Raw genomic sequence first — 23,271 nt, forward strand, 5'->3', positions numbered from 1 at the left:
CCCTCTGACCCACGCCCTCAGCCCGGTCACCCCACCCCGGCCGGAGAGCGCCCACAGACCGCTTCCGCCACGCCGACCGGCGGACCACGACAGCCCCACCCCTCCACACGGGTGGGGGAGCGACCTGGAGAGGTCCCCACCATGCCCACCGCGACACGCCCAACCCCGGCTCTCGACCTCCTCACCCTCGGTGAGGCGATGGCGTCCCTGCACGGAGGCGGGCCGTTGCGGCTGGGCGGCAGCCTGGAGTTGTCGATGGCGGGCGCCGAGGCGAACGTGGCGATCGGCCTGGCCAGGCTCGGCCACGCCGCCCGGTGGGCCGGAGCCGTCGGCGACGACGAGCTCGGCCGCCTGGTCCTGCGCACCCTCCGCGCCGAGGGCGTCAACGTCGACACCGCCAGAACGGACCCCGACCACCCGACCGGCCTGCTCATCCAGGAGCGCAGGGTGGCGACGATCACCCGGGTCCACTACTACCGCGCCGGCTCGGCGGGCTCCCGCCTGACGCCCGCCGACGCCTCGGCCGCCCTGGCGGACCGGCCGAGGATGCTGCACGTCACCGGCATCACCCCGGCGCTCGGCGCCGGCGCCGCGGCCACGGTCGCGCACGCCGTACGGCAGGCCCGCGAGCTGGGCGTCCGGGTGTGCCTGGACGTCAACCACCGGGCCAGGCTGTGGGATCGCGAAACGGCGTCGCGGGCGCTGGCGGACCTGCTGCCGTACGTGGACGTGCTGGTGGCCTCGGCCGACGAGCTGCCCCTGGTCACCGAAGGGGGCACGGCCGCGCTGCTGGCGGCCGGGATCGGCGAGGTGGTCGTCAAGCACGGCGCGGCGGGTGCGGAGGCGTGGGCGGCGGACGGCGGACACGCCACGTCGGGAGCGGTGCCGGTGCGGGCGGTGAACACCGTCGGCGCGGGCGACGCGTTCGTGGCCGGCTACCTGTCGGGCCTGCTGGACGATCTGCCGTTGGGGGAGCGGCTGCGGCGCGGGGTGACGGTGGGCGCGTTCGCGGTGGCGTCCGACGGCGACTGGCACGGCCTCCCCGACCGCTCGGAGCTGTCCCTGCTCACCCTGGAGGACGGCGAAACCGTCCGCTGAGCCCGCGAATCCGGGGGCGCCGGCCCCGCACCGCCGCATCCGGGGGCTCCGGCTCTCGCACCGCCGGTTGCGCGGCAGGAGACGTGCTCTGCAGCTCAACCGGACGTCAGCCAGGCAGCCGCGGACATGGTCGCGTACAGCAGCACGCGCCGGGCGGCACCCGCCGGCTCGAACAGGAGGAGCTGAGGCTTGAGCAGGGAAGCTGGTTACCCGGCCGACACGGTGACGTCTCCGGAGCCCGCGGTCAGCGAGATCTTGCGCGGTGAGGAGTTGTCGTCCTTGACCGAGATGCTCGCGTCACCGGAGTCCACCTTGGTGTACACGTCATAGGTTTCGTCGGGGACGGTGAGCGCGGCGTTGCCCGAGCCGACCGACAGCTCGACGCTGTCAGGCGCGACCGCGTACTTCAGGTCGATGTCGCCGGACCCTGTCTCCGCGAAGAGCTTCTTGCCGCCCAGGCCGTTGCCGGCGATGTCGCCGGAGCCGGCCTTGAGGTCCACGGGGCCGGTCAGTGACCTGAGCGTCAGGTCGCCCGAGCCGGCGTCCAGGTTGACCCGCAGCCCCTTGGGGATCTCCACCTTGTAGTTGACTCCGCAGGAGCCCCACGAGCTTTGGCAGTCGTAGTAGACGGACAGCGTGTCGCCCTCCACCTTGTGTCCGGCCCGCGGCTTGTCGTTGCTCCAGTAGAGCGTCTCGGTCACGCTGACGTACGCCGCGTTCGACTCGGTGACGGTCACGTCCCCGTTCCCGCTTCTGAGGTGAAGCTGCTGGACCTTGTCCTTGACCTGGTACGTGCCGGTTTCCTGGTTCTTCGGGTTGCCGATGGCGTCCAGGCCGCATCCGGTCAGCAGCATCGCGGAGGCCAGCAGGCCGCTCGCGATCGCGATGATCTTCATGCCGTCCATCCTGTCCGGCAGTACCCGGACCTGCATCAGGGATGTCCCCGACGGCTCCCCGAGGCGACCCCCACCCTTCGCCCCGAGAACGCGTAGACCTCCGGTCCTAGGTCCAAAGTCCCGGCCGTACTGACCGGGCGTCCGATCCCGTGGACCGCGGCGAGCGGCATAGTCGTACCGAAGACAGCGCAGAACACGCAGGGAGGGGAGGGGCGATGACCGGACCGGACGGACCGAGCCCGGGCGCCGCCCACCCCAGTGCCCTCAGGGGGTGTGCCAACAAATGTCCGCCGGTCCCGGTGCAGCCATGACAGGCCACCGAACCACGCACGGACGAAAGGCATACCCATGTCCACATCTCAGTCCCCGGCCCGCAGCCGCCGGCCGGGATGGAGCCTCGCGCTGCTCGCGCTCGGGCACCTGATCATCAGCCTCGACTTCACCATCATCTATGTGGCCCTACCCGACATCGCCGCCGATGTCGGCTTCACACCGCACACCCTGCAATGGGTGGTCACCGCGTACGCCATCCTCTACGGAGGCTTCCTGCTGTTCGGCGGTCGGCTGTCCGACCTGATGGGACGCCGCCGGATGTTCGTGCTCGGCATCGCGCTGTACGGCGTGGCCTCCGTGCTGGGCGGCCTGGCCACGGCGCCGGCGGTGCTGCTCGCCGCGCGCGCCTTGCAGGGCCTCGCCGGCGCGGTGCTGTTCCCTGCGGTGCTGGCCCTGGTCAACACAGCCTTCGCCGAGGGCAGGGAGCGCAACCGTGCGCTGACGGTCTGGGCCATGGCGGGCGCCGGTGGGCTCACAGTGGGCTCACTGGCCGGCGGGATGCTCACCCAGGCCCTGGGCTGGCAGGCCGTGTTCTACGTCAACGTCCCGCTGGCCGCCGCGGGTGCCGTCGCCGCCTTCGCCCTGCTGCCCCCCGACGGCCGCGTCACCAGAGGAAGCGTCGACGTGCCCGGAGCCCTGACCGGTACCGCGGGCATCACGCTGTTGATCTTCGCGGTCGCGCACGGCTCCGAGGTCGGCTGGGCACGGGTCGAGGTGATCGCCGCGGCCGTTCTCGCGGCGGTCCTGCTGGCCACATTCCTGCGCGTCCAGGCCCGCGGTCGGACGCCGCTGATGCCGCTGCGGCTGTTCCGCAACCGCGCGTTCAGTGGAGCGGTCGTGGTCATCCTCGTCTTCGGGCTGACGATGCAAGCCGTGCCGTACTTCCTGACCCTGTACTTCCAGGACGTCCTTGGCTTCAGCGCCCTGGAGACCGGGCTGGCGTTCCTTGGCCCGACCCTGTCGATCACGGCCGGCAACTTCCTCAGCGAGCGGCTGATCCACCGCTTCGGCACCCGGAGCACGCTGATCAGCGGCATCGTCGGCAACGCCGTGGGCGCCGGGCTCCTGGCCCCCGGCATGCACGCGGACGGATCCATCCTCACCGTCCTGGCCGGGGTCGTCGTCATCGGTCTGGGCATGGGCATCACCTACGAGGCCATGTGGATCGCCGCCGGCACCGGCGTCTCGGCGGACGAACAGGGCCTGGCCTCCGGGGTGGCCTCCACCGCGCTGCAGGTGGGAACCGCCGTGGGGCTGGCGGTTCTCGTGGCCGTCGCCAACCACGACATCGAAGGGCCGGCCGGGCAGGCCCTGCGCGCCGCCTCCGCCGAGGGAATGCGCGCCGCCGTCTACGTCCTCGGCGCCGTCATGCTGACGGCTGCCCTGGCCGCCCTCAGGCTCCCCGGTCCGCGTGCCCGGGTCGCCGCAGCCGCGCCCCAGCCCGTCACCGACCCGGACGCCGCCGACCTGCGCGCCGCCGGCTGACAGCGTCCGCGGCTCCGGCGTCCGGTTGCCACCGCCCTACCTCACCTCGTTGTCCGCGGCTCCGCGGGGGCCCTTGGCCCGGCGCGGGTCCGGGTCGACGGGTGCGGCGGGGCGGTGGCGCGTGGCGGCCGGAGGCACTCCACGCTGCGCCAGGTGCCGTGCACCGTGTAGCTCGACGACCATCGCGATCAGTACGGCAGGAATGACCTGCGCCAGTAAGCCTGCGTGCGAGCCGCGATCCCCCGCGTCGTCACTGCGCCGCTACCGGCACGAAGCCCGTGCCCGCGCGGTAGTGGGGCGACTGGTGGCGGAAGTACGTGTTGTACACCTCGCAGTACCGCCCTCCGCGAGCCAGCAGCGTCGCGTGGTCGCCCTCCTCGACGATCCGGCCATGGTCGAGAACGATGATCCGGTCGACGTGCTCGATCGTGGACAGCCGGTGGGCGATGACGATCGAGGTGCGGCCGGCCAGCACCACGTCCAGGCCCTCCTGGATCTGCGCCTCCGTGAGCGGGTCGACGCTGGCCGTGGCCTCGTCGAGCACCACGATGGCCGGGTCCTGGACGAGGAGCCGGGCCAGGGCCACGAGCTGCCGCTGCCCCATGGACAGGGAGCGGCCGTGCTCGCCCACGTCGGTGCTCAGCCCGTGGGGCAGGGCCTCGACCCAGTCGCCGCCGCCGACAGCCGTCGCCGCGGCCAGCACCTCCTCGTCGGTCGCGTCGGGTCTCGGGTAGCGGATGTTGTCGGCGACCGTGCCGCTGAACAGGAACGGCGCCTGCGGGACCGCGCCGATCTGCCTGCGGTACGCGCCGAGCTCCAGGGTGCGGATGTCGTGGCCGTCGATCAGCAGGCGGCCTTCCTGGAACTCGTAGAAGCGGGTGATCAGCTTGCTGAGCGTGGACTTGCCGGCGCCCGTGTGGCCGACCAGCGCGACCGTCTCGCCGGCCTCGATGACCAGGTCGAAGTCCCGCAGCACCGGAGTGGCCGCGTCGTACCCGAAGGTGAGCCGCTCGAACTCGATGCGCCCAGCCACCCGGCCGACGACGCGCGCGTCGCTCTGCACCACCCGCGGCGGCGCGTCGATGAGGGCGAACACCCGCTCCGACGCCGACAGCCCCTGCTGGAACTGCGACCAGAACGCGGCGATGGACGTCAGCGGGAACCAGAACAGCGCCACGCCCTGCAGGAACAGGTACCAGTCACCGGCCGACAGCCGCCCGCCCAGCACCGCCGTGCCGCCCAGCTGCACCAGGGCGACCGTCGCCAGTCCCGCCACGAGGAACAGCACCGGGAAGATCGACGAGAACACGAAGCCCTGTCGCAGCGTCACCCGGTAGCTCTGCTGGTTGATCGGCCGGAACTCGTCGTAGACCTGCCGCTCCTGCCGGAAGTTCTTGGCCACGGCGATGCCGCCCATGGTCTCCTGCAGGTTGGCGTTGACGCGGCTCAGCGACCGCTGCGCCCGGCGCGTGCTGGTGCGGGCGATCCGCCGGAACAGCAGCGCGATGCCCACCACGACAGGCACCACGAGCAGCGTCAGCAGCGCCAGCTCGACGCTGCGCACGAACAGCATGACCGTCACGAGCCCGACCATCAGCACCTGGCTGATCAGGTCCATCGTCAGCGTGGAGACCGTGGCGAAGTCGTCGGTGTCGGAGGTGACGCGGCTGACGATCCGGCCCGACGGCGTCTCGTCGTAGAACGACAGGTCGCGCTGGAGCACGGCGTCGAACGCGTCCTCGCGCAGGCGCAGCACGACGTCGCCGGTGACCCGCGCGCTGTACCACTGGCGGACGAAGTTGAACACCCAGCCGAGGCCGCCCGCCAGCAGCAGGCCGAGCGTGAGCCGCCAGCCGGTCTCGGCGATGGTGCCGTCCTCGATGGCGTCGAGGCCCCAGCTCGCCACCAGCGGCATGGCGGCCTGGCTCGCGGAGCCCAGCACGATCATGGCGGCGACCAGCGCCATCGCCCCGAGCTTCGGCCGGAAGTAGGACAGGATGCGGCGCAGCAGCTCGCGGTCGCCGTAGGTGCGGTCGTAGTCCTCGGCGTCGAGGCCGTCCATGATGAACCCCATCAGCGCACCCCTCCCTGCTCGCCGGCCATCGCCTGGCCGTTCTCCTCCAGCACCCCTTCGGCGTCGAGCTCCGGTCCTCCACCGTCCGGTCCTCCACCGTCCGGTCCTCCACCGTCCGGTCCTCCACCGTCCAGCCCTACGCCGTCCAGCTCCACTTCGTCGTAGTGGGAGAAGATCCGGCGGTAGAGGCGGCTGCGGGCGATCAGCTCGTCGTGCGTGCCGTAGTCGGCCAGCTCGCCGCGTCTCATCAGCAGCACCTTGTCCGCCCAGCGGATCTGGGAGAGGCGGTGCGTGATGAGCAGCGTGGTGCGGCCCTCCTGGATGCGGCCGATCGCCTGCTGGATCTTGTCCTCGGTGGCGGAGTCGATGGCGCTGGTCGAGTCGTCCAGCACCAGGATCGCCGGGTCGGTGAGCAGGGCCCGAGCGATGGCCAGGCGCTGCCGCTGGCCGCCCGACAGCGTGACGCCGCGCTCGCCGATCACCGTGTCGTAGCCGTCGGACAGCTCCGAGATGAACTCGGCCGCCTGCGCGTCCTCGGCCGCCCGTACCACGGCCTCGCGGTCGGCCCGCTGGCCCAGGCTGAAGGCGATGTTCTCGGCGACCGACCGCGAGAACAGCACGATGTCCTGCTCGATGGTGGAGATCTGCGAGCGCAGCGAGTCGAGGTCCCAGTCGCGCACGTCGACGCCGTCGATGAGGATGCGGCCCGCGGTGACGTCGTAGATGCGGGGGACGAGCTTGGTGAGCGTGCTCTTGCCGGAGCCCGTCTCCCCGACGATGGCCACGGTCTCGCCCGGCCGCACGGTGAACGACACACCGCGCAGCGCCGGCCCGCCCTTGCCCTCGTTCTCGTCGTAGCCGAAGCTCACGTCCTCGAAGACGATCTCGCCGGTGACGGGCGCGGCGTGGCCGTCGGCGGGCTGCGCCAGCTCGCTCTCGGACGTCATGATGGCGAGGATGCGGCGCGAGGAGACGATGCCGATCTGCACCAGCGAGAACGTGAAGGTGGACATCTGCGTGGGAAAGCCCAGCATGCCCATGAGGCCCATGAACGCGACCAGCTCCCCGACGCTGATCACCCCGGACCCGTGCAGCGCCAGCCCGTGCCACAGCGCTCCCGCCATCGCGAACGCGAACAGCAGGGTCGGCAGGTAGCGGGCCTGCACCAGGCCGTTGCGGGCGAAGGAGTCGCGGTAGCGGCGCGCGTGCGACCGGAAGCGCCGCCGCTCCTGCTCCTCCTGCGCCGTCACCTTGATCACCTCGATGCCGCGCACCGCCTGGTTGAGCGCGGCGTTGAGATCGCCGAACTCCTCCCGCATGCGGGTCGCCACCGGGTTGAGCCGCCGCATGTAGTGCCAGAGCGCCGCCGCGAACACCACGGCGAAGATCCCCGGCACGAGCAGCAGCCGCGGGTTGATCGCGCCGATGAAGAACAGGGGCACGATCCCGCTGAGCCCGGAGTCGACGATGAGGTCGAGGCCGGGGGAGACCATGGTGGACAGCTGCCGGATGTCGTTGGCGGCCCGGGCCATCAGGTCGCCCACCCGCTGCCGGTTGTGGAACGTCTGGCTCTTGCCCAGCAGGCTCACGTAGAGCTCGTCACGGGCGTCGCGCTCCAGCCGCTTGGCCAGCACCTCGCTGGACAGCCGCGCGACGAGGTCGAACACGCCGCGCGCCAGCACGATGGCGAGCAGCGCCAGCGCGACCAGCCGCAGCGCCTCCGCGGGGTCGCCCCGCTCGCCCAGCACGGCGTCGAACGCGCCGCCGGTCAGGGACGGAACGGTGGAGTTGAGCACCACCATCACGAGCGACCCGCCGAGGAATCCCATCAGGTGGACGTAATGGCGGCGCAGATGCGACCACAGCCAGCGGACCGGGCCGCGATGGTCGTGGCGGGTGCCGGAGACGGAGAACTCCGGTGTGCTGACAGCGGTCACAGGCGAAGCTCCCCGAGGCGGCGGCGGACGTATATCGAACCTGCTTTCTATCACCGCCCACCGACAGTTTCCCACGGCTTTTCTCGAGCGTCCCGGCGGGCGCCACCGCTCCGATGCCACGCCGTCGGAGGTACGGGGACCGCCCCGACCAGGCGGATCTCCTGGTCCGGGCGATCTCCGGTCAGGCGGATCTCCGGTCAGGCGGATGGAGGAAGCTGTCCGCGCACCCACCCGGGATCGGGGTTGACGTACGGCCTGCCCGCCAGCACCACGGTCGGCACCGTCTCGTCGCCGCCGGTGGCCGCCCGCACCGCCGCCGCTCCGGCCGGGTCGCGCCAGATGTCGACCCAGTGCGCCCGGCGGGCGCCGCGGCCCAGCCGGATCCGCAGGCGCAGGCAGTACTTGCAGCCCGGCCGCCAGTAGACGACCGGCCGGCCGTCGGCCGCGCTGCGCCGCTGCGCCTCCACCGCGCCGATCGACCTGGGGAACGCCAGCGGGGAGTACAGCCAGGCGAGCCCCAGGAACGCTGCCACCACCACGACGGCGGCGCCGGGGGACCCCTCCGCGATCCGCGCGGTCGCCACCACGACACCGCTGACCACGAACAGCATCGGCAGGCCCCAGGCACGCATCACGATGAGACAGGCTATCGGTGACATGACGCGACGGATCACGGACCCGGACGTGAACACGAAGCGCTGAGCTTGCGGCGGGGCGGGCGATCCCTCGCATCCAGGGGATTGGGACAACAAGGTCTGGCGTCACTGAAGTCGGGAGCCGGGCCTGCGAGTAACCCGGTCTTGCGCGGGCCCTGGGCCGCGGTCGCCTTCTGCTGTCGAGGAGGCTGGGCGTGCGATGCGGCGTTCGGCGCTCAGCAGGTCACCGCTTCTGAGGCGTCGATCGGGATCTTCGGCATGGCGTTGACAATCTTGGTTTCCAGTACTGCGGTGGCAAGGCCTTGCCCCTCCGGGCCACCGCCCGGCGGCTCGAGCAGGACACTGTGGCCGAGGAAACGGTAGGTGCCGGGCTCGAAGATCAATTCGGCGCGCTCCCATCCTTCTGGGCCCTGATACCTGATCAAGGCGCCGACGCCCTTTCGTCCGGCCAGGTCGGTGAGGTCGATGCGCATGGTGGCGTTGGGCATCCGGGACAGCGCGCTGAGCACCGCCGCACGCAGGCCGGGACCGGGAAAGGGGTTGGCGGCCAGCGTGACGAGACGGCTCATCACCGTGCGCTCGACGAGCCCCTCGATCTGCTCCTCGCTGCGCGGCGCCGCGCCGGGCTCAGGCCGTTCGTTCCTGACCGAGACCTCGGCGTCCGCGCGAATCCGGGTGAGCAACTGGTCCGGGTCGGCGGGCAGCTTGCCGCCACCGGTCGGCGAGAGCACGTTCACGGCGCACTTCCCGGCGCGCTGGAACTCGGCTGTGCCGGGGGTCTCCATACTCGCCGGGACCTGGCCGGTGCGCACGCGCGACTTGCCGTAGGTGAGACGGGTCAGCGCGCCGTCGGGATCGGAGACGGGAATCCAGTACTCGCGGTTGATCTCCTGAGTGACCTCCGAACGGCTGTCGCGACCCCATACGGTCATTCTGCTCTCGTCCGTGCGCTTGACGTAGAGGATCTGGCCCGGCCGTGGCTCCTGTTGCCGACCGGCGGCAGTGGCCGCCTCCTGGAGCAGTTCCGCCGCGTTGGCCGGGGTCGCACCACCGTCGGCACCGGTCAGGAAGGCGACTGCGGCGACGGCCGCCGCCAGGCCGACCGCGGCCGTCCTCAGCAGGAGGCGGTGCTTGCCAGAGCCGTTATGAGGCATTCGTTCCGCCACCGCCTCGGCTGCGAGCAAGTCCTTCGCCTTGGCGGTGGCCGAGGCGGACGGGCCGGACAGCGCGTCGTGGAACGTCTTGATCTCCTGCAGGTCATCGGTCATGACGACTCCTCGATGGTGATGGACGTGCGGAGTTTCCTGCGGGCCCGGTTGAGCCGCGAGCCGACGGTGCCGCGCGGGACGCCGAGCGCCTCGGCGATCTCCTCATAGGTGAGCTGAGCGCAGGCCACCAGCAGCAGCACGGTCCGGTCACCGGGTGAGAGCGCGGCCAGACCGGCGGCCAGGTGCGGCTGCATGACGGCAGCCGCCACCCGCTGGACCACACGCTCGTCGTGGCTCACGACGTCGGTGACCTCGGCACTCCTGGCAAGGGCGCGGTACCTGCGGGCCTCGGCGCGCCGGTGACCGTCCACCAGATTGGAGGCGATGCCGTACAGCCAGGCCCGGGCATCGGGGCGGGACAAGTCGTAGCGCGCACGGCTGCGAAAGGCCCGCAGGAACGTCTCCGCGGCGATGTCGTCCGCCACCGATTCTCCGAGACGGAGGTGTACGTAGCGGTGGATGGCCTCGTGGTGCCGGTCGAACAGCGCACCGAACCGCTCAGGACGGCGTAGTGACACCTCGATGAGTTGTGCGTCGGTCTCAGCGGTTGGCGGAGCCGACTGCGGAGGGGGAGCTGGCATGCCTGCCCTTCGAAGAAGAACCATGGACACGCCTACTTCGCCGTTCCCCTGATTCGTATTCACCCCCGGCAGATCATTCCAACACCTGTATGGTGCCCCGGTCGGTGGCGTACGGGGCTGGGGACTGATCCCCGGTCGTCTCCTTGCCCAGGAACGTCAACTTCATGATCGATACCTCCGCTGGAGCTTCGCCGCACTTTGCTCGACTCCGCGATCGTCGGCCCAGGCCGGAGCTACGTCACCCCCTCGCCGGGAGAAGTGACTGTCAGGGGGTCAGCACAATGTCAGCACCCGTGCTGACAACAACCATGATCAGCCCCGAACAACAAGAAGCCCCAGGCTCCCGGCCTGTGCCGTGAGCTGGGGCTATGATTCCTGTTTGACCAGGTCGGACCTGGTCTGCTATGTAACCTGGTGGACGATACTGGGATTGAACCAGTGACCTCTTCCGTGTCAGGGAAGCGCTCTCCCGCTGAGCTAATCGTCCTTTGCCGAGGTGGAGACGGGATTTGAACCCGTGTAGACGGCTTTGCAGGCCGCTGCCTCGCCTCTCGGCCACTCCACCGAGCCGGAAGCTCCGAGCGGAAGACGGGATTCGAACCCGCGACCCTCACCTTGGCAAGGTGATGCTCTACCACTGAGCCACTTCCGCGTCGCCGCCGCTGTGCTGCGGTGACGAGAGAACTCTAGCGAATCCTGGCCGAGTCCCCAAACCGGAGGTCGCCGACCTGCTCCGCGTACCAGATGACGGTGGCGGCGTGCTCGGCGATCTGGCGCAGCGTCCAGTTGGGGCCGCGGGGGACGTCCCAGGCGTCGGGGACGGTCGCGTAGCGGTTCACGTACGCCTGGGCGAGGCGGGGCCAGCGGGCGCGCGCCTCGGCGAGGTCCAGTTCGGTGAAGCGGGCCCAGTCGGCGTCCAGCGTCACCGTGCGGCCGTGCCAGGTGTCGGGGGCCGGAGCGGCGCCGGCGAGCAGGGCTTCCACCTCGGCGAGGTGGTCGATGAGGTGGTCCTGGATGCGCCGGGCGGCCTTGGAGGGGGTCCACAGGTTGTCGGCGTCGGTCAGGATGGGCCTGCTGTCCCAGGCGAGCCAGGTCTCGGCCAGAGCGAGGCAGCGGTCGACGGAGTCGGCAATGAGGAGTGCGGGGTTCTCGGTGGTCATGCCGCCGATCGTGCACCTGAAGCGTTCAAACGGCCGTCGAAGCGTCCCGGTCGCGGGACGTGTCCCCGGGCAAGCCGTTCTCCGGGCAGACGTCGGCATCGCGGACCTGGACGCGCTGGAGCGGTACATGCACGACCCGGTGCACATCGAGGGCGACTACACGATCATCCCGCGGGTGGAGAGGCTGGCGCCGGCGCGCCTGTCGGACGACCTCGACCCCGAGCTGGCCGGCAAGGTCATGGCGCTGCACCTGAGGAAGGCGGAGACGTACCCGGACTGGGGGCGGCTCGTCGAGTCGGTCTCGGGCGGGCGGATCCCCAGCAGCGCCTGAGCCGGCCCGGGATCACCGCATGACGACGTCTTCTTTGCCCGTGCCGGCCGTGGCGCATACCCGGGCGGAACGGCTCCCGGGACATCCTTGAGCTGACGACCGGGCCGGCCGCGCGACAGGAGAACGATCATGGGACAGCTCGACGGCAGGACGGCCGTCGTCACCGGCGCCAACAGCGGGATCGGGCTGGCGGCGGCCCGGCGGTTCGCGGCCGAGGGCGCGCACGTGTTCGTCACCGGCCGCCGCCAGGAGGCGCTGGACGCCGCGGTGACCGGGATCGGCGGGAACGTCACGGGCGTCCGGGGCGACGTCGCCGACCTCGACGACCTCGACCGGCTCTACGCCGCCGTCGCCGAGCGCGGCCGCGGCATCGACGTGCTGCTGGCCAACGCCGGCGGCGGGGAGCTCAGGACGCTGGAGCAGGTCACCGAGGAGCACTTCGACCACACCTTCGGCACCAACGTCAGGGGCACGCTGTTCACCGTCCAGAAGGCGCTGCCGCTGCTCAACGACGGCGCCTCGGTGATCCTGACCGGCTCGGCCGCCGCCGTGCGGGGCCAGGAGGGGTTCAGCGTGTACGCCGCCTCGAAGGCGGCCATCCGCTCCTTCGCCCGCACGTGGGCCAACGAGCTCAGGGGCCGGGCGATCAGGGTCAACACCCTCACGCCCGGCCCCGTCGACACGCCCGGCGTCACCGGCCTGGTCCCCACCCCGGACGAGGCCGACCGCCTCAGGGAAGCCCTGGTGGGCCTGGTGCCGCTCGGCCGGATGGGCACGCCCGAGGAGACCGCCTCGGCCGCGCTGTTCCTGGCCTCCGACGAGAGCAGCTTCGTCACGGGCGCCGAGCTGTACGTCGACGGCGGCATGAACCAGATCTGACCGTCACAGTCTCAGGTGTGGCCGCCGTTCACCGTGACGCGCTCGCCGGTGACGAACGAGGCCGCGTCCGAGGCGAGGAACGCCACCGTGGCGGCCACGTCCTCCGGCGTGCCCATCCGGCCCAGGGGCACGTCGTCCCGGTAGGCGGCGATGTCCTCGGGCCCGTGGTGGGCGTGCCGTTCGACGGGGATCCAGCCGGGCGCGACCAGGTTGACCGTGATGCCGTGCGGGCCCAGCTCGCGGGCCCAGGTCCGGGTGAGCCCGAACTGCGCCGCCTTCGCCGCCGTGTAGGCGGACATGCCGGGCAGGGCCCGGTCGACGATGTCGGAGCCGATCTGGATCACCCGGCCGCCGCCCGCCGCGCGCATGCCGGGCAGCGCCGCCCGTACGAGCAGGGTGGGGCTCTTGACGAAGAACCGGAGCTGGTCGAGGTGCGCCTCCCAGGTGAGGTCCTCGACGGGCACGGCGGGCTGGGGGCCGGTCGCGTTGAGCACCAGCGCCGTCACGGGCCCGAGCCGGCCGGCGACGCGCTCCACCAGGGCGGGGGCCTCCGTGTCGTCCGTGACGTCCGCCGCGAACGCCTCGGCGGCGCCGCCGTCCGCCCGGATCCGCTCCACGACCGCGCCTGCCTCGCCGGCGCTGGAGCGGTGGTTGACCGCCACGGCCCACCCCTCGGCGGCCAGCCGCCGCGCGATCACGCCGCCCAGCCCGCGGGACGCCCCGGTGACGAGGGCCACCCGCCCTCCGTTCGCTGCCGTCAAGGAGAACACCTCCGAACTCGCCGTACGATCTTCGAGCCTAACCGCCGGGTCCCCGCGGCGGCATCCTTCGTCCGGCGGCGAAACATTCCGGCGCTAGGGTCGAGACATGGCAGCAATGGAGCACGTCGCGGCCGACGCCGACATCGCGCCCGTCGCGGCGCTCATCGCCGACCCGACCAGGGCCGCCATCCTCACGGCCCTGCTGGGAGGCCAGGCCCTGGCCGCCGGGGAGCTGGCGCGCATGTCGGGCGTGAGCGCCGCCACCGCCAGCGCGCACCTGTCCCGCCTGCTGGAGGGCGGGCTCGTCGACGTCGTACGGCAGGGCCGCCACCGCTACTACCGGCTGGCCGGGCACGAGATCGCCGAGGTGCTGGAGGTGCTGGCCAGGGTCGGCGGACGGCCGCCCGTGCGGTCCCTGCGCCAGTCGCGCCAGGCCCGCATGCTGGAGGAGGCCCGCACCTGTTACGACCATCTGGCCGGCCGGGCCGGGGTCGGCCTCCTCGACGGCCTGCTTGAGGCCGGCTGCCTGAGCGGGGGAGAGGTGACGCCCGAGGGCGAACGCCTCCTGGGCCGCCTGGGCGTGGACGTCGAGGGGGCGCGCCGGACCAGGCGCCGCTTCGCCCCCGACTGCCTGGACTGGACCGAGCGGCGGGCCCACCTCGGCGGCTCGCTGGGCGCCGCCATCACCGCCGTGCTGTTCGAGCGCGGCTGGTGCGCCAGGGGGCCGGTCCCCCGAGCGGTGAGCGTGACCGAAGCGGGCAGGGAAGGGCTGACGGCGCTGTTCTCCGGTAAGGAGCTAACATCGCATACGCCAGTTACCTGAACGAGAGAGAACACCATGCGCGACAACGGAGTCGTGAACGTCGGCCCGGAGCCCCTGACCTTCGACGACGTCATCCGGGTGGCCCGCCACGGCGCCGCCGTCCAGCTCACCGACGACGCCGTCGCCGCGGTGTCGGCCGCGCGGCAGCGCGTGGACGAGCTGGCCGAGAGCCCCGTCCCCGCGTACGGCGTCTCCACCGGCTTCGGCGCGCTCGCCACCCGCCACATCGACCCGGCGCTGCGCGCCCAGCTCCAGCGCTCCCTGGTCCGCTCGCACGCGGCCGGCAGCGGCCCCGAGGTGGAGCCCGAGGTGGTGCGCGCGCTCATGCTGCTGCGCCTGCACACGCTGGCCACCGGCCACACCGGCATCAGGCCGACCACCGCGAAGACGCTGGCCGGGCTGATCAGCGCGGGCATCACGCCCGTCGTCCACGAGTACGGCAGCCTCGGCTGCTCCGGCGACCTGGCACCCCTGGCGCACGTGGCGCTGGCCCTCATGGGCGAGGGCCCGGTCCGCGACGCCTCCGGCCGGCTCACCTCGGCGGGCGAGGCGCTCAAGCAGGCCGGCGTGGAGCCCGTCGAGCTGGCGGCCAAGGAAGGGCTCGCGCTGATCAACGGCACCGACGGCATGCTCGGCATGCTGATCCTGGCCATCGACGACCTCACCCGCCTGGTCAGGACCGCCGACGTCAGCGCCGCGATGAGCGTCGAGGCCCTGCTCGGCACCGACCGCGTCTTCGCCCCCGAGCTGCAGGCGCTGCGCCCGCACCCCGGCCAGGCGCGCGCCGCCGCCAACATGACCAGGATCCTGGCCGGCTCGGCCATCATGGAGAGCCACCGCGACCCCAACGCCTGCACCCGCGTCCAGGACGCCTACTCCCTGCGCTGCGCCCCCCAGGTCGCCGGCGCGGCCCGCGACACGATCGCCCACGCCGCCAACGTCGCCACCTGGGAGCTGGCCAGCGCCGTCGACAACCCGGCCGTGCTCGCCGACGGCCGCGTCGAGTCCAACGGCAACTTCCACGGCGCCCCCGTCGCCTACGTGCTGGACTTCCTGGCGATCGTCGCCGCCGACCTCGCCTCCATGTCCGAACGCCGTACGGACCGCTTCCTCGACGTCGCCCGCAACCACGGCCTGCCCGCGTTCCTGGCCGACGACCCCGGGGTCGACTCCGGCCACATGATCGCCCAGTACACGCAGGCCGCCATCGTCTCCGAGCTCAAGCGGCTGGCCGTGCCCGCCAGCGTCGACTCGATCCCCAGCTCGGCCATGCAGGAGGACCACGTCTCGATGGGCTGGTCGGCGGCGCGCAAGCTCCGCCGGTCCGTCGACGGTCTCACGCGCGTGCTCGCGGTCGAGGTGCTGACCGCCGCCCGCGGGCTCGACCTGCGCGCCCCGCTCCGTCCCGCGCCGGCCACGGCCGCCGTGGTCGAGGCGCTGCGCGAGACGGTGCCCGGCCCGGGGCCGGACCGGTTCCTGGCGCCGGAGATCGACGCGGCGGTCCGCCTGGTGGCGGACGGCTCGGTGATCAGCGCCGTGGAGTCGGTCACGGGCCCGCTCGACTGACCTCCACGGCCCGGGTCAGGGCAGGGCCACGATGAGGTCGACCTCCAGCAGCAGCCCCGGCATGAACAGCCGGGGCACCTCCACGGTGGCGCTCGCCGGCGGCGTCCCGGTGATGTACTTCCGCCGCACCGCGCCGTACTCCGCCCGCCGGTCCATGTCCGTCAGGTACGTCCTGATGAACGTCACGTCGTCGAACGTCGCCCCCTGGTCGGCCAGGATGCGCTCCAGGCTCCGGAAGACGTGCTCCGACTGGGCGGTCATGTCGTCCTCGCCCACCACGCGGTGCCGCTCGTCGAGGGCGGCCTGCCCGGAGACGTAGAGGGTGTCGCCGGCCCGGACGGCGTGGGAGTACATGCCGTTCGTGGGCGGGACCGTCGGCGGGTTCAGCGGCACGGCCCGCCGCCCCTGCCGCGCGCCCGCGACGTGGCCGGCGATCGCGGTGAGGTCACGCCCGCCCAGGCCGGCCGCCTCGGCCTCCTGCAGCCGCCGGCGGGCCGCCGTGGCCAGCGACGCCTCCGGCCACGCCGCCAGCGCCAGGTCCTTGGCCGCGAGCCCGAGCGCGTACCGGGTCTCCCGCGACGGGACGCGCAGCCGCTCGGACACCGCGCCGAGCGGGGTGCCCGCGAGCACGTCCGCCAGCGCCTCACGCGGCACGCCGTGCGCCTCGCCGTACGCGAAGGTCTCGGCGACCAGCACCTGGGCCGGGACGATCGCGCTCATGACGGCGACCTTCACGGCCGCGCCCGCGCCCAGGGGCCCGCACGCGCGCACGGTCCCGAACACCGACAGCACCTCCCGCAGCCCGGCAACCACCGCCCCGTCCCCTGCCGGGGGTCCGTCCAGCCCTCCGGCGAGGACGGTCAGCGTCCCCTCCGCCGCCGGGCCGACACTGCCCAGCACGGGCGCGTCCACGAGCCCGGCGGACGCGGGCAGCAGCGCCCGCAGCTCCCGCACCGCCTCCGGGCCGATCGTGGACATCTCCACCACCGTCGCCCCGGGAGCCAGTCCCGGCAGCGCGGCGGTCAGCACCTCCCGGACCGCGGCCGGGTCGCGCAGCATCGTGACGACGAGCGCGGCTCCCCGCACCGCCTCGGCGGCCGTGACGCCCGTCCCGCGCCGCCACACCGTCACCTGGTGGCCGGCGTCCACGAGCCGCCGGGCCATGGGGACGCCCATCCGTCCCTGTCCAAGAAAAGCGATCTTTCCCTCGAAAGCAGTCATGGGCCCAGTGAACCGGGCTGCGAGGGATTCCACCACCGACTACATTGCATGGCAGCCATGACTGACACGAATGCCTTCGACACCGCCACCCTCCGGCTGTTCGACGAGGTGGCGCGCAACGGCTCGTTCACCGCGGCGGCCGAGCTGCTCGGCTACACCCAGTCCGCGGTCTCCCGCCGGATCGCCGCGCTGGAGCGCGCCGCCGGCGGCCCGCTGTTCGAGCGCCTGGCCCGTGGCGTACGGCTCACCCCGGCGGGGCACGCGCTGCACAGCCACGCCGGCGCCGTCCTCGACCGGCTCGAACGAGCGGGGGAGGAGCTGACCGCGATCCACGGCGGCAGCGGCGGCACGCTGCGCGTCGGCGCGTTCGCCACGGCCAACGTGGACCTCGTGCCGGGCACGCTCAGGCGGTTCGCCCGTGCCCGGCCGCGCGTCGAGCCGCGCGTGCTGGAAGGGCTGACCTCCCGGCTGGTCGAACGCCTCCAGGCGGGCGCGCTGGACATCGCGGTGATCAGCGATTACCCGGCCGGCCTGCCCGCCGGCTTCACCCTCCGCGAGTCACCACGGGCCGAGCCCCAGGGCGCGCGTGGGGATGACGCCGGTCCCGGGAAGGCCGTGCTGCTGCGCGAGGACCGGTTGCTCGTCGCGCTGCCGCGCGAGCACCGGCTGGCCCGCGAGGACGCCGTGGACCTGCGCGAGCTGGCGGGCGAGCCGTGGATCGAGGCCGCGCCCCGCGGCCAGCCGACGCTGCTGACCGCGGCCTGCGCCGCCGCCGGGTTCACCCCGCGCGGCGGGCTGCGGGTGGCGGAGTGGACGGGGAAGTTCGGGTTCGTCGCGGCCGGGCTCGGCGTCACCCTCGTACCGGAGCTGGCGGCCCGCGGCGTGCCGCCCGCCGTCGTGCTGCGCCCCCTGCGCGGCCCCGCTCCCGCGCGGAAGGTGTACGCGGCCGTGCCCGGGACGCCGCTGCCCGCGGCGCTGGAGTTCCTCCGGCTGCTGGGACAATGGGAGCCGTGCACGACTCCTTCGCCCACGTAGGCGGTGTCCTCGCCACCGGCCTGCGCGACCTGACCACCGACCTCGCCGCGCTCGACGGCGACGGCTGGTGGGCGGTCGTCGCCGACTACGAGGGCAAGGCGACGTGCGCCCGCTTCGACCACGTCCGTCCAGCGCCGCTGCCCCCGCCCCGCCGCCCCTGGCACGGCCCGCCGCCCGGCCGGTGGCGCAGCTCGCTCGACCGGGCCGCCTACGAGCGCGGCGTCCAGGCCATCCGCGACCACATCGAGCGGGGCGAGGTCTACCAGGCCAACCTGTGCCGCGTCCTGACCGCGCCGGTGCCGGACGACGCCGACCCGCTCGCCCTGGCCGCCCGGCTGGCCGCGGGCAATCCGGCCCCGTACAGCGCGGTGATCGACGTGCCCGGCACGACCGTCGTGTCCGCCTCGCCCGAGCTGTACCTGTCGCGCGAGGGCGACGTCGTCGAGTCACGCCCCATCAAGGGCACCGGCGCCACCGCGGCCGACCTGCTCGACAAGGACCGCGCCGAGAACGTCATGATCGTCGACCTGGTCCGCAACGACCTCGGCCGGGTCGCCGAGGTCGGCTCCGTCGAGGTGCCGTCGCTGTGCGCGGTCGAGGAGCACCCCGGCCTCGTCCACCTCGTCTCGGCGGTACGCGCCCGGCTGCGGCCCGGCGCGGGCTGGGCCGAGCTGTTCGCGGCCACGTTCCCGCCCGGCTCGGTCACCGGGGCCCCCAAGTCGTCGGCGCTGCGGATCATCAATCAGCTCGAACCCGAACCCCGGGGGCCGTACTGTGGGGCGGTGGGCTGGGTCGACGCCTCCCGACGCAGGGCGGCGCTGGCCGTGGGCATCCGCACGTTCTGGATCGCCGCCGGCGAGATCCGGTTCGGCACGGGCGCGGGCATAACCTGGGAGAGCGATCCCCGGCGTGAGTGGCTCGAGACCGAGCTGAAGGCGTCCAGGCTCATCTCACTGGCATCCTCAGGAGGCACTGCATGAACATCCCTGTCTGGGTCAACGGGGAGCTGATCGACCCGCAGCGGGCGACCGTCTCGGTGTTCGACCACGGGCTCATGGTCGGCGACGGCGTGTTCGAGACCGTGAAGATCGTCCATGGTCGCGCGTTCGCCCTCACCCGGCACCTCGACCGGCTCAAGCTCTCGGCCCAGCGCATGGACCTGCCCGAGCCCGACGTCGAGGCCATCGCCGAGGGCATCGGCAAGTGCCTGGCCGCCGCCCCCGCGTGGGCGCTCGGCCGCATCCGCATCACCTACACCAGCGGCCCCGGCCCGCTCGGCTCCGACCGCGGCGACCAGGGCACCACCTCCGTGGTCATCGTGGACGAGCAGAAGCCGTTCCCCGTCACGGCCGACGTCACCGTCGTCCCCTGGCCGCGCAACGAGCGCGGCGCGCTGGCCGGCGTCAAGAGCACCTCCTACGGCGACAACGCCAAGGCCCTGGCCTACGCCAAGGCGCGCGGCGGCGGCGAGGCGATCTTCGGCAACCTGGCCGGCGACCTGTGCGAGGGCACCGGCTCCAACATCTTCATCGTCCGCGACGGCCGGCTGCTCACCCCCACCCTCCGGTCCGGGTGCCTGGCGGGCGTCACGCGGGCGCTGACGCTCCAGTGGTGCGGCGGCGAGGAGGCCGACGTGCCGCTGTCGGCCCTGTACGAGGCCGAGGAGGCGTTCCTGACCTCGACCACGCGCGACATCCAGCCGATCAGGCTCGTCGACGACACCGAGCTGCCGATCGCGCCGGGCCCGATCACGGCCAAGGCCATGCGGGTCTTCGCCGAGCGCTCGGCCGGCGACCTCGACCCGTGACGCCCGGCCCGTGACGCCCCGCACCCGGGGCGGCCGCGCGAACGGCCGCCCCGGGCGTCCCCGGGCCGACGACCGCTGTCAGTACGTCTTCTGCGTCTGCACGTTGAAGTCGTCCATCTTGACCTTCTTGGCGGGGTCCGTCAGCGGGTCGTCGATGGAGATGACGTCCAGCCCCTCGCGGATGTCGCTGGAGTAGATGTAGCCGTTGTAGTAGTACGCCGACCACGAGCCCGCCACCGGGTCGTCGCCGCCGTCCGGGTACGGCCCGCGCTCGAAGAAGCCGATCTCCTTGGGGGCGGAGGAGTCGGTGAAGTCCCAGATCGACACGCCGCCCTGGTACCACGCCTGCACCATGACGTCCTTGCCCGGCACCGGCACCAGCGAGCCGTTGTGGGCGACGCAGTTCTCGTCCTTCTGCTGCTCGCGGGGGATCTTGAAGTAGCCGCGGCGTTCCAGCCGGCCGTCGACGATGTCGTAGATCGCGTTCGCGCCCTTGGTCTGCGGGGTGGTCCGGTCGCAGGTGGGGGCGCCGCCGCCGCCGAGCTCGTCGCTGAAGACCACCTTGGTGGCGTCGTCGTTGAACGTGGCCGAGTGCCAGATCTGGAAGTTGGTCTCGTCGCGGATCTGCTGAAGCACCCTCGGGTTCACGGGGTCGGAGATGTCGAGCAGCACCCCGTCGCCGAAGCAGGCCGCGGCGGCGAGCTTCTTCTCCGGGTAGGCGGTGATGTCGTGGCAGCCGCCGCTGCCCTCCTGGCGCTGCGGGAAGATGCTCGGCTTCGCGACGACCCTCGCGGACCGAGGATCTTTGGTCGGGATCTCCACGACCTGGATGACCTGGTGGTCCGGCGTGCAGGTCGCCGCGTCCGACTCGGAGCCCGGGGAGGAGACGTACACGTACAGCGTCTCGCCCTGCGGCACCATGGTGTGCGTGTGCGAGCCGCACTCGGTCGCCACCGCCGAGACGTACCTCGGGCGGGCCTTGTCGCTGATGTCGAAGATGCGCAGGCCCTCCCAGGCGCGCGTGTCCTCGTCGGAGTCGCAGCCAGCGTCGCTACGGGGCTCGTCCACTGACAGGATCAGCAGGTCGCCGTGGACGGAGACGTCGTTCTGCTGGGCCGGGCACGCCACCTGGCTGACCGTCTTCGGCTTGGCCGGATCGCTGATGTCGTAGACGGAGAACCCGCCGAAGTTGCCGACGAACGCGTAGTCTCCCTGGAAGGCCAGGTCGGTGTTCCAGTCCATCTCGTTGTTCAGCGGCGCCGAACGCGGGACGTTGGCCACGAGCTTGACGTTGGGGCTGGTCATCACGGCGTCGTCGCCCGACCCCTGTGAGGTGTCTCCGGAGCGCGATGTGGACCCGCCGGGGTCCGGTCCCCATCCGCACGCGGACACGAGCAGGGCGACCGCGCACAACACCGCCCCCCGAGCCTTGGCAGAGATCACGCACGTACCTCTTGTCTTGTGTCCGAGTATGGAAGCTATGTCAGCACGATTCCGGTTCGTTCAGCACCTTGTCGTAATTATGGCGATATTGGCCGTGGCGTCGTGCGCCGAGCAGCCGGAGCGGCCGGCGGCCGTGGGGACGGGGGCGCCGGTGATCGTTCCAGGAGAGCCGGGGGCTCCGGACCGGACGGCCATGCCAGGGGAGCGCGTCGGCCAGGCCGACCGGGAGCCCGGCGCGGCCGACGTCCGCTTCGCCGAGGGCATGATCCCGCACCATCGCCAGGCCCTGGAGATGACGTCGCTGGTGGCGGACCGTACGCGGAACCCCGTCGTGCGCAGCTTCGCCGCGCAGATCGCCGCCGCCCAGCGGCCGGAGATCAGCGTGATGACGGCGTGGCTGACGAACCTCGGCCGGTCCGTGCCCGCGGGCCACCGGCACGGCCCGGAGGGCTACGGGATGGCGACGCTGGAGGAGATGAACGCGCTGCGCGCCGCCCGCGACGCCGCCTTCGACCGGCTGTTCCTGCGCCTGATGATCAGGCACCACGAGGGCGCGCTGAGGATGGCGGGAGAGCAGCTCTCCGGCGGGCGCGACGTGGGCATGCGGCGCATGGCGCGAGACGTGTACGCGGGCCAGAGCATCGAGATCGCCCGCATGAGGAAGACGCTGGAGGCGCTACCCGGCCTGTAGGGGGTCCTGGGGGTTCAGGAGGGCCAGAGCATGTTGGTCAGCTCGGCGTCGAGGTCCATGAAGTCGGTCTCGCGACCGGCCGGCACCTTCTCGTACGTGCGGTGCAGGAACTCGGTGAGGGGCGTCAGCGGCACCTCGAACAGCGCCTGGCCGAACGGGGAGGTCAGGCTGATGTGCAGGGTGCGCTCGCCGTCGGAGCGTGCCGGCCACACCTGCACGTCGCCGTCGCCGACGCGGCGCACGATGCCGACGGTCAGCAGCTCCCTGGCGAAGATCCACTCGACCGGTTCGTCGTTCCCCACGTGGAAGGCCATGCGGATGGCGTACGGGTCGTCGGCGGTGTAGCTGAGCCCGGCGAGCAGGGGGACGGTCGTTCGGTCGGGGACCACAAGCCGAAGGCCAAGCTCGGCGGAGACGGTGGTGCTGTTCATCGTCAGCCAAACCTTTTCGTCGTAGGTCCCCTCTTCGGGGCTTTCACTGCTCTGACGGACTTCGTCCTGAGCTATGACGCGGAACGAAGAAACCTGTAGGAAAGATTCCGCTTCCAGGGCCTTCTGTAACGCACCTCACAGCTGGACATTCGGGCATCTATCTGGCCAAACGGCATCTGTCGGCTGGTATTTGCGAGGGCTTTGCGCGCCCTCAGGTCGGCTCCGGCGTAATCCTTCATGAACGTTTCCGGAGAAAAGATCACGATCGGCTCCTACCGGAACACGTCGATGGTATGCCACCGACCCGCTCCGCCGATGGGCAACCACCCCCTTTCCCTCGAATCCCCGTCCCAGTCCGCCTCCCGGCGCGCCGCCGCTTCGCCAGGTGGTCCCGGAGTGCGGTATGGTTTTCCCGTCGGCGCCGCAAGGGGCCGCCAGGGCGGGCGATTAGCTCAGCGGGAGAGCGCTTCGTTCACACCGAAGAGGTCACTGGTTCGATCCCAGTATCGCCCACCGGCTCAAAGGCCGCTTCCGATCCGGAAGCGGCCTTTTTTGATCTTCTGGATGCCTGACCGAGTGACCAGGACCCGCGGCCGGCCTGGCGCGCCGATCGTCGGCGTCACCGACAGTCGCCGCGACCGCTCGTGCCGCTACCGAATATGAACGGCAACCGGCAAGGAGCTTAACGGTTCTCGCCGCCCGTTCCCCCTGTTGATCACGGCTCTTACGATCATGCCGCATCGATGGTCATACCTCTCTCAGAGGTGCGCGAATCGGAGACCGAAGAGTGGCATT

The 23,271-nt window shown here is 71.9% G+C and carries 21 protein-coding genes and 4 tRNA genes; 11 read left to right on the top strand and 14 right to left on the bottom strand.

Annotated elements, in window-relative coordinates; genetic code table 11:
• The first annotated feature begins 141 nt into the window (after positions 1-141).
• Entirely contained in the window at positions 142-1,098 is a 957-nt protein-coding gene (locus tag AB0H64_RS28605) for a sugar kinase (RefSeq protein WP_357630516.1), read from the top strand.
• Positions 1,099-1,304: 206 nt separating this feature from the next.
• On the opposite strand, the gene AB0H64_RS28610 is transcribed toward AB0H64_RS28605, so the two are convergent.
• On the bottom strand, positions 1,305-1,994 hold the full coding sequence (locus tag AB0H64_RS28610) for a DUF4097 family beta strand repeat-containing protein (protein WP_357630519.1): 690 nt from the start codon (positions 1,992-1,994) through the stop codon (positions 1,305-1,307).
• A 348-nt stretch (positions 1,995-2,342) separates the two neighbouring features.
• Between AB0H64_RS28610 and AB0H64_RS28615 the strand changes: the two genes are divergently transcribed.
• A complete protein-coding gene (locus tag AB0H64_RS28615) occupies positions 2,343-3,812 on the top strand; it encodes an MFS transporter (RefSeq protein ID WP_357630522.1) in 1,470 nt (489 codons plus the stop codon).
• Between the two features lie 250 nt (positions 3,813-4,062).
• On the opposite strand, the gene AB0H64_RS28620 is transcribed toward AB0H64_RS28615, so the two are convergent.
• From AB0H64_RS28620 to AB0H64_RS28660, 9 genes are all read right to left on the bottom strand, one after another.
• Positions 4,063-5,886, bottom strand: a complete 1,824-nt coding sequence (locus tag AB0H64_RS28620; RefSeq protein ID WP_357630524.1) for an ABC transporter ATP-binding protein — start codon at positions 5,884-5,886, stop codon at positions 4,063-4,065.
• Complete coding sequence (locus AB0H64_RS28625; protein WP_357630526.1) at positions 5,886-7,823, bottom strand: ABC transporter ATP-binding protein; 1,938 nt, start codon at positions 7,821-7,823, stop codon at positions 5,886-5,888. The genes AB0H64_RS28620 and AB0H64_RS28625 overlap by 1 nt, the downstream gene beginning before the upstream one ends.
• Positions 7,824-8,020: 197 nt before the next feature.
• The gene (locus AB0H64_RS28630; RefSeq protein WP_357630674.1) at positions 8,021-8,455 is read right to left on the bottom strand and encodes a glutaredoxin domain-containing protein; all 435 of its coding nucleotides are present in this window, start codon (positions 8,453-8,455) and stop codon (positions 8,021-8,023) included.
• A 239-nt stretch (positions 8,456-8,694) separates the two neighbouring features.
• Positions 8,695-9,747 carry a CU044_5270 family protein gene (locus AB0H64_RS28635; RefSeq protein WP_357630529.1) on the bottom strand — a complete coding sequence of 351 codons (1,053 nt, stop codon included), beginning with the start codon at positions 9,745-9,747 and terminating at the stop codon, positions 8,695-8,697.
• Positions 9,744-10,265 carry an RNA polymerase sigma factor gene (locus AB0H64_RS28640; protein WP_357630532.1) on the bottom strand — a complete coding sequence of 174 codons (522 nt, stop codon included), beginning with the start codon at positions 10,263-10,265 and terminating at the stop codon, positions 9,744-9,746. Before AB0H64_RS28640 ends, AB0H64_RS28635 begins: the two co-directional genes overlap by 4 nt.
• A gap of 475 nt (positions 10,266-10,740) precedes the next feature.
• A tRNA-Val gene (locus AB0H64_RS28645) sits at positions 10,741-10,815 on the bottom strand.
• Positions 10,816-10,822: 7 nt separating this feature from the next.
• Positions 10,823-10,893, bottom strand: a tRNA-Cys gene (locus AB0H64_RS28650).
• A 15-nt stretch (positions 10,894-10,908) separates the two neighbouring features.
• Positions 10,909-10,980: transfer RNA gene (locus AB0H64_RS28655), tRNA-Gly, on the bottom strand.
• 34 nt (positions 10,981-11,014) lie between these two features.
• Complete coding sequence (locus AB0H64_RS28660; protein WP_357630536.1) at positions 11,015-11,488, bottom strand: hypothetical protein; 474 nt, start codon at positions 11,486-11,488, stop codon at positions 11,015-11,017.
• A 127-nt stretch (positions 11,489-11,615) separates the two neighbouring features.
• Between AB0H64_RS28660 and AB0H64_RS28665 the strand changes: the two genes are divergently transcribed.
• Together AB0H64_RS28665 and AB0H64_RS28670 are read left to right on the top strand one after the other, a co-directional pair.
• Positions 11,616-11,819: a hypothetical protein gene (locus AB0H64_RS28665; protein ID WP_357630539.1), complete on the top strand. Its 204-nt coding sequence runs from the start codon at positions 11,616-11,618 to the stop codon at positions 11,817-11,819.
• 129 nt (positions 11,820-11,948) lie between these two features.
• Positions 11,949-12,698, top strand: a complete 750-nt coding sequence (locus AB0H64_RS28670; protein ID WP_357630542.1) for a glucose 1-dehydrogenase — start codon at positions 11,949-11,951, stop codon at positions 12,696-12,698.
• Between the two features lie 11 nt (positions 12,699-12,709).
• Here the strand turns inward: AB0H64_RS28670 and AB0H64_RS28675 are convergent, their stop codons facing one another.
• Positions 12,710-13,459, bottom strand: coding sequence for an SDR family oxidoreductase (locus tag AB0H64_RS28675; protein WP_357630545.1), 750 nt, complete (start codon positions 13,457-13,459; stop codon positions 12,710-12,712).
• 106 nt (positions 13,460-13,565) lie between these two features.
• Here AB0H64_RS28675 and AB0H64_RS28680 point away from each other — a divergent pair, with 106 nt between their 5' ends.
• A complete protein-coding gene (locus AB0H64_RS28680) occupies positions 13,566-14,282 on the top strand; it encodes a helix-turn-helix transcriptional regulator (protein ID WP_357630548.1) in 717 nt (238 codons plus the stop codon).
• Positions 14,283-14,297: 15 nt separating this feature from the next.
• Complete coding sequence (gene hutH, locus AB0H64_RS28685; protein ID WP_357630550.1) at positions 14,298-15,848, top strand: histidine ammonia-lyase; 1,551 nt, start codon at positions 14,298-14,300, stop codon at positions 15,846-15,848.
• 15 nt (positions 15,849-15,863) lie between these two features.
• Here hutH and AB0H64_RS28690 read toward each other — a convergent pair whose 3' ends face one another.
• Positions 15,864-17,069: a Rid family hydrolase gene (locus AB0H64_RS28690; RefSeq protein ID WP_357630552.1), complete on the bottom strand. Its 1,206-nt coding sequence runs from the start codon at positions 17,067-17,069 to the stop codon at positions 15,864-15,866.
• A 57-nt stretch (positions 17,070-17,126) separates the two neighbouring features.
• Between AB0H64_RS28690 and AB0H64_RS28695 the strand changes: the two genes are divergently transcribed.
• The 3 genes from AB0H64_RS28695 to AB0H64_RS28705 are packed head-to-tail and all read left to right on the top strand — an operon-like array spanning position 17,127 to position 19,911.
• On the top strand, positions 17,127-18,104 hold the full coding sequence (locus AB0H64_RS28695; protein ID WP_357630555.1) for a LysR family transcriptional regulator: 978 nt from the start codon (positions 17,127-17,129) through the stop codon (positions 18,102-18,104).
• A complete protein-coding gene (locus AB0H64_RS28700) occupies positions 18,080-19,084 on the top strand; it encodes a chorismate-binding protein (RefSeq protein ID WP_357630558.1) in 1,005 nt (334 codons plus the stop codon). Before AB0H64_RS28695 ends, AB0H64_RS28700 begins: the two co-directional genes overlap by 25 nt.
• The gene (locus tag AB0H64_RS28705) at positions 19,081-19,911 is read left to right on the top strand and encodes an aminotransferase class IV (protein ID WP_357630561.1); all 831 of its coding nucleotides are present in this window, start codon (positions 19,081-19,083) and stop codon (positions 19,909-19,911) included. The genes AB0H64_RS28700 and AB0H64_RS28705 overlap by 4 nt, the downstream gene beginning before the upstream one ends.
• 78 nt (positions 19,912-19,989) lie before the next feature.
• Here AB0H64_RS28705 and AB0H64_RS28710 read toward each other — a convergent pair whose 3' ends face one another.
• Positions 19,990-21,354 carry a hypothetical protein gene (locus tag AB0H64_RS28710; protein WP_357630564.1) on the bottom strand — a complete coding sequence of 455 codons (1,365 nt, stop codon included), beginning with the start codon at positions 21,352-21,354 and terminating at the stop codon, positions 19,990-19,992.
• A 79-nt stretch (positions 21,355-21,433) separates the two neighbouring features.
• Here AB0H64_RS28710 and AB0H64_RS28715 point away from each other — a divergent pair, with 79 nt between their 5' ends.
• Entirely contained in the window at positions 21,434-22,045 is a 612-nt protein-coding gene (locus AB0H64_RS28715) for a DUF305 domain-containing protein (RefSeq protein ID WP_357630567.1), read from the top strand.
• A 14-nt stretch (positions 22,046-22,059) separates the two neighbouring features.
• On the opposite strand, the gene AB0H64_RS28720 is transcribed toward AB0H64_RS28715, so the two are convergent.
• Positions 22,060-22,476 carry an SsgA family sporulation/cell division regulator gene (locus AB0H64_RS28720; RefSeq protein ID WP_175594684.1) on the bottom strand — a complete coding sequence of 139 codons (417 nt, stop codon included), beginning with the start codon at positions 22,474-22,476 and terminating at the stop codon, positions 22,060-22,062.
• Positions 22,477-22,917: 441 nt separating this feature from the next.
• On the opposite strand from AB0H64_RS28720, the gene AB0H64_RS28725 reads away from it, so the two are divergent.
• Positions 22,918-22,989 (top strand) — tRNA-Val (locus AB0H64_RS28725).
• The last annotated feature ends 282 nt before the right edge of the window (positions 22,990-23,271 follow it).

This window comes from Nonomuraea sp. NPDC050733 (assembly GCF_040654215.1).
Taxonomy (GTDB): domain Bacteria; phylum Actinomycetota; class Actinomycetes; order Streptosporangiales; family Streptosporangiaceae; genus Nonomuraea.